The sequence below is a fragment of the Paraburkholderia sp. BR10872 genome (genome assembly GCF_040965835.1).
Lineage (GTDB): Bacteria > Pseudomonadota > Gammaproteobacteria > Burkholderiales > Burkholderiaceae > Paraburkholderia > Paraburkholderia nodosa_A.
In genome coordinates, this window is record NZ_JBFRCN010000114.1 from 1 (window position 1) to 5,038 (window position 5,038).

Here is a 5,038-nt window from a genome sequence, read left to right on the forward strand (position 1 = left end):
TCACCAGCCGCACCGCCTCCAGCTTGAATTCCAGGGTGTACCGCGCACGCTTCAATTGGCTCATCTTCGTTTCTCCTTGCTGCAGTTTAAACCTCAGCAAGGGATACGTTTTTCAGGGGCAAGCTCATGCATCGGGGCACGTCAGGAAAGTTTCCCTTTCCGGTGCGGATAGTCGGCAGCTGTGCCGCGAGTCGTAGTAAGCGACTATGAGGCATCTCACCTCAGCTACAAAATCGATTGTTTGGATAACACTGATTCGCATCGCAAATGAGTTCGCGAACGACATGTATGGCGATGGCTCGCCAAATCCAGTGGGGAAATCCAATTGCGACAAGAACAGCAACATCGAAAGTTGCAGCTGATTGCGGGTTTTTCCGAAGGGGCGGAATTTGTCTGCGTGCCCCGTCGGGAAAGGTTCGCGGGGTTGGCGAGGGTAGACGGGTTAAAGGCAAGGCTTTGGGGATACGAGAACGGCTGCTAACCATTGCCGACAGGCGATTCGCACGATATTGACCGTTGAGAAGTTCGAGCAATTTATCTTGCCGCATCCGAGCCGTGGCCGGCGCGGACCGCCGCCGAATTCGATCTCACGAACCTGCGCCTCAAAGATATCAGTGCTCCCGCTATTTGGAAGGCAGTCCTGTCAACTCGATGAGGTGGCGGCGAATACGCCGTTTCTCGCTCGAATTGAAATTTGCACCAGATCTCAAAAATCCGTCCTTCGCTTTCTGATTAGCCGGCCCGCAGGCCAGAAACTCGTCTCATTTCGCTAATCTTACTGGGTCATAAAATCCCTTTGCGTCAACGAGATACTTGGTAATACACACTCCGGAATTCGCGATGGGAGAAGATATCGATGAATTTGACACGTATCTGAATTATCTGGGGCAGGCATTAGGGGCACGCCGATCGTCATGCCGGCCTCAAGGGTTGCTGTTCGGGCTTGGCGTTGCCGCTGTCGCGCAATAGCGTCGAGCCGATGGCCGCGCACATTGACCCACTTCACGCGAGTGCGACGCACCAGTCACTCCACCACTTTAGACTGGTCTGATCCTGCGGTCTTGCAGCGGGTACGCGAATGGGTGATGCCCGCTTAGATGCACACGCAAACGGGGATGAAGCCCAAATCGAGTGCCAGTTGCCTGCTTTCGCCGCCTTCGTACGCTTTATCCATCAACAGGTGCAGCGGTCAATTGGCCGGCCCGAGGCTCTTTAGCAATTCGCGTCCCTGCGGCGCGTCGCCTGCGTGGCCGGCAAACAACGCGAACGTTATGGCTGTTCGAGCATCCGCGGCAACCATATAAATCTTGGTAGTCCCTCAGCCTCGGGACTTTACGATTGCTTGAGGTCCGTTTTTTAACGCACCGGTGCCGTCAGGATAAACCTTTACCATAGTGCTATCCAGCGAAACCGCGTCGATCCTGATGCGAATGATCTGTGCACGCTGCAATTCCGTGAACACGCGACGCAGCACGCCACTTCTGGACCAGCGGTTCATCCGCGTGTAAATCGTATGCCATCTACCGAAGCGCTTCGGCAGTCCACGCCACTTGCAGCCGTGCTCGGCGACATAAAGATCGCATTGCACTTGGAGGTTCGTCAGACTGACTGTTGCCACACGTTGTCGTGGCAGACAATGCTCGATCCGTTGATATTGGGCTTCGGTGATTTCCATCGCCAGAGTGTACGATCAAACGACATTAGCGTGAACACGCCATAGGACCACTTCTCCACCGGGGCCACGTCACCATCCTTGCCTGTTCGCAGATCTTGCTCCGATACAGCTGCGCAAACTTCCGCAGCTGCGCAAGTTCTTTTCGAAATTTGAACCGAGCCTGATCGGCATCGAACACCGTCACGGTTCGCACTTCTGGGCTCTGGAATTTATCTCGCAGGGGGGCACACGGTTCGACTGCTGCCGACACAATATGTGAAACCCTTTGTGGTCGGCGGCAAGAACGACGAGAATGATGCTTCCGCCATCTGTGCAGCTGTGCCACACCCGGCATTGATCCAGCACCGATCAAGTGCCGAACAGCAACCATTGCAGTCGGCTCATCGCATGAGTGAGCGGGCCGTTTGCGAGCGAACCGTGAAGTCAAATCAGATACATAGCATGTTTGCATGCAGAAGAGGGGTTCATCTTCCGGACGGCCCCTGTCCAGCTTCGGTAGGACTTCAATGGTTCAATGGACTGGGAGTCGGTGCCGTCGCAGACGGCTCTCGTGCAAACCTCCTTTGATCGCTATCCGGCGCTTTCGTGCTCGCGGATCAATTCCGCCACTAGGCGAACGAAATATCGGATGCGTCGCGGCGCTTCGCGCGGGGTTGGCGAAGGTTTCGCAACAACGGAAGGCTGCGCCTTGTGCGTAGTGCTATACTGTCTTTCCAACGGCCTTTCAATGGGTGACAATGCCGGGCGTGCAATGTCGAATAGAGGAGCGCGAGCACGGCGTCGTCAATCGCTGGTGTGTCATGTTCATGGCGTTCATCTCGGTATCGTTTAGACGCGTGCGCAAAACCGTTCGAGACGTGACCGAATTTCATCGGCCGACTTGCTCCAGACGAGCGCACGTGATCTGCAACCTGTTTCAGGAACTTGAGCACCTCTGTTCCTCGCGCGGCATAATCGCACAGCAACTGCCTGTTACCGTCACTAACGGAGTGAATTGATGATCGTCCCTGCAACGTCGGCTTTCAATGTGCACGAGCTCGCTCCGCCGCGTGCCTCCGCAGCAAATATTGAAATATTTTGCATCAGCTTCGATTTTCGCGTCATGCTCGACTGTCCCGCATTCGCTCCGCTCTCGGACGATGAGCGTGCGAAGGTCGCGCGCTTCCGACGCCGCGACGATGCGCTGCGTTGTGCGGTGACGCGCGTCGTACTGCGTCAGTTGCTCGCGGAACGAACAGATTCGGAGGCCAGTGAATTGCGTTTCGAGCGAGACACCGGCGGACGGCCGCGTCTCGATAAGTCGATGCAAAGCGGGTTCGGTGGGCAACTCGACTTTAACGTTTCGCATTCGGAGCAGTATGCTCTGATCGCAATTGGCCGGCGACGGAGGGTTGGTGTCGATATCGAATTTGCGCGCAAAGACATCAATTGGAGGAAGCTCGCATCAGCGGTATTTGCGCCGCGCGACGAGGCACAAGTGACCGCTTTGCCGATGTACAGGCGAACCGACGCGTTTTATGACGTATGGACGGCAAAGGAAGCGGTGTTGAAGGCACTTGGCGTCGGCATCGGAGGGGGCATGACATGGTTTTCTGTACTTGGCGACAGGCAGCACGAACCAAGCATCCTAGTTAGCGAGGAGAGCGTATGCAATCGCGACTTGATTGCGAGACTCGACGCAGTTTGGCTTCGTGCCCTGAGCGGTTATGCCGCATGTGTCGCGTGGTCGCGCGATGCGGATTCGTGGGATGCGTAGTTCGCAATGCAGGTTAAGCGCATCTCGTTAACAGAAGTTTTGTACCCTTCGCGCAGGATCTGGATAGTGACCACCGCGTCCATCACGCTGCATGCCAATCCACAGTGTCTTCGCGCCGGGTTCACCGTCGCCCTTGCGCCCGAGGTCTGTGAGAGCTGCAACGTTTCAACCCGACATGCGTTCTTCAACACATTGAAGAACATCTCGATCTCCCGCCTCGCGCGGTACCAGTCGATCAGTTCGGTGAGTACATGTGCATCGGACACCTCGCGGTTGCTCAGCAGGCGCCAGACGACGGACTGCACACCGGTGGGCGCATCCACTTCACATGCCTCAACGCAGTTCAACTCGACGCCGCCGCGCCTAGGTAACGTCACGCGCTGTGCACGCAGCAACTTCTGCACTGTTGGCCATAGGCGCTCCGTTCAAATGAACGGAGTGAACCGAATTGGAAAGTTCGAGTTGCGCTTGCGCCCGTTGCCGCTGGCTTCTGCACGCCGCCTGCAGGGTGGCTCCTTCGCCGCCCATGCAGTGGCTCGATTGGGCCGCCCCCGAATTGGCTCTATAACGCCGCCCGCTGTGGACATTGCCAAAAAAACATCTTTCAGGTGCACTGGGTCGACCCGGATTCCGGTGAGATCGTCACTCCCAATGGTGTGAGTTTCATAACATCCTCCGATTGATGTTCGGTTACCGTCGCAAAAATCCACCATGCTTTGTAGCTTTGACGGTAGATGGGAGGTTTGAGTGCAAGCTCAAAGTTGTGGCGATCGCCGGGAAGAAGTGCCTGCTCTCGGGCGGGCACTTCAGTGTGGACGGAACGCTGATCCAGGCGTGGGCGGGGCACAAGAGCTTTGTGCCCAAGGACAGTGACGATCAGGACAGCGAAGGTGGTGGTACGGGCGACTCCAAGGGCGAGAAGCGTAGCAACGAGACGCATGAGTCCAGGACCGCATCCCGGTGCGCGGCTCTATCGCAAAGGCAAAACGGCCAGCGAATTGCGTTACATGGGCCACACTCTAACCGACAATCGGCATGGCCTGGTGGTCAACGCACGCGTGACGCGCGCTGACGGGCATGCCGAGCGTGAAGCAGCCAAAGGTCATAATCAACGACGCACGGCAAGCGGCAGGAGACGCGAGTGCAGAAATCACGCTAGGTGCAGATAAGGGTTACGACGCACAGGAGGGCTTCGGGTGGGCCAAAACCGTGGTGCGCAGCTTGAAGAAGGTGGACCAGATGTTCGTGTTGAACATGGCCGTTTACAATCTCGTGCGCCTGCGTTCATTGGCACAGGTACGCCCATAGTGGCGAAAAAAAGCGTCAATATGGCCAGCAATTGGCCTCAACCCGCCGAACCAGCATGAGCTTTGCGTTGAAATTTCACAATGCGACGGAACGCGCAGCGAGAGCCGCGTAATCGCAGAAAGCCTGCTTCTAACGGGAGGTACTTCAGCAGTCTGCTAGTATTCTGTCCCAGAAATAACTTTACGTAAATTCAGATTGTTCTATGATCGAATTCACGGCGTGTTGGAGGCGATCATGGGACGTAAAGGAATCGAGGTTGTCGTGTCGGAACTGGAGCGAGAACAATTGCTGTCAATGAG

At 56.2% G+C, this 5,038-nt stretch carries 1 protein-coding gene and 4 pseudogenes; 3 read left to right on the top strand and 2 right to left on the bottom strand.

The features are described from left to right. Positions 1-840: 840 nt before the first annotated feature. Positions 841-1,091: pseudogene (locus tag AB4Y43_RS40025) on the top strand (transposase); the annotation flags it as partial. A 17-nt stretch (positions 1,092-1,108) separates the two neighbouring features. Here the strand turns inward: AB4Y43_RS40025 and AB4Y43_RS40030 are convergent. Beyond that, positions 1,109-1,675: pseudogene (locus tag AB4Y43_RS40030) on the bottom strand (IS5 family transposase); the annotation flags it as partial. A gap of 997 nt (positions 1,676-2,672) precedes the next feature. Between AB4Y43_RS40030 and AB4Y43_RS40035 the strand changes: the two are divergent. Continuing rightward, the gene (locus tag AB4Y43_RS40035; protein WP_069269356.1) at positions 2,673-3,431 is read left to right on the top strand and encodes a 4'-phosphopantetheinyl transferase superfamily protein; all 759 of its coding nucleotides are present in this window, start codon (positions 2,673-2,675) and stop codon (positions 3,429-3,431) included. Here AB4Y43_RS40035 and AB4Y43_RS40040 read toward each other — a convergent pair. Continuing rightward, a pseudogene (locus AB4Y43_RS40040) lies at positions 3,380-3,817 on the bottom strand (IS4 family transposase); the annotation flags it as partial. The gene AB4Y43_RS40035 and the pseudogene AB4Y43_RS40040 overlap by 52 nt on opposite strands. Before the next feature lie 371 nt (positions 3,818-4,188). Between AB4Y43_RS40040 and AB4Y43_RS40045 the strand changes: the two are divergent. Then, positions 4,189-4,739, top strand: a pseudogene (locus tag AB4Y43_RS40045) (IS5/IS1182 family transposase); the annotation flags it as partial. Between the last annotated feature and the right edge of the window lie 299 nt (positions 4,740-5,038).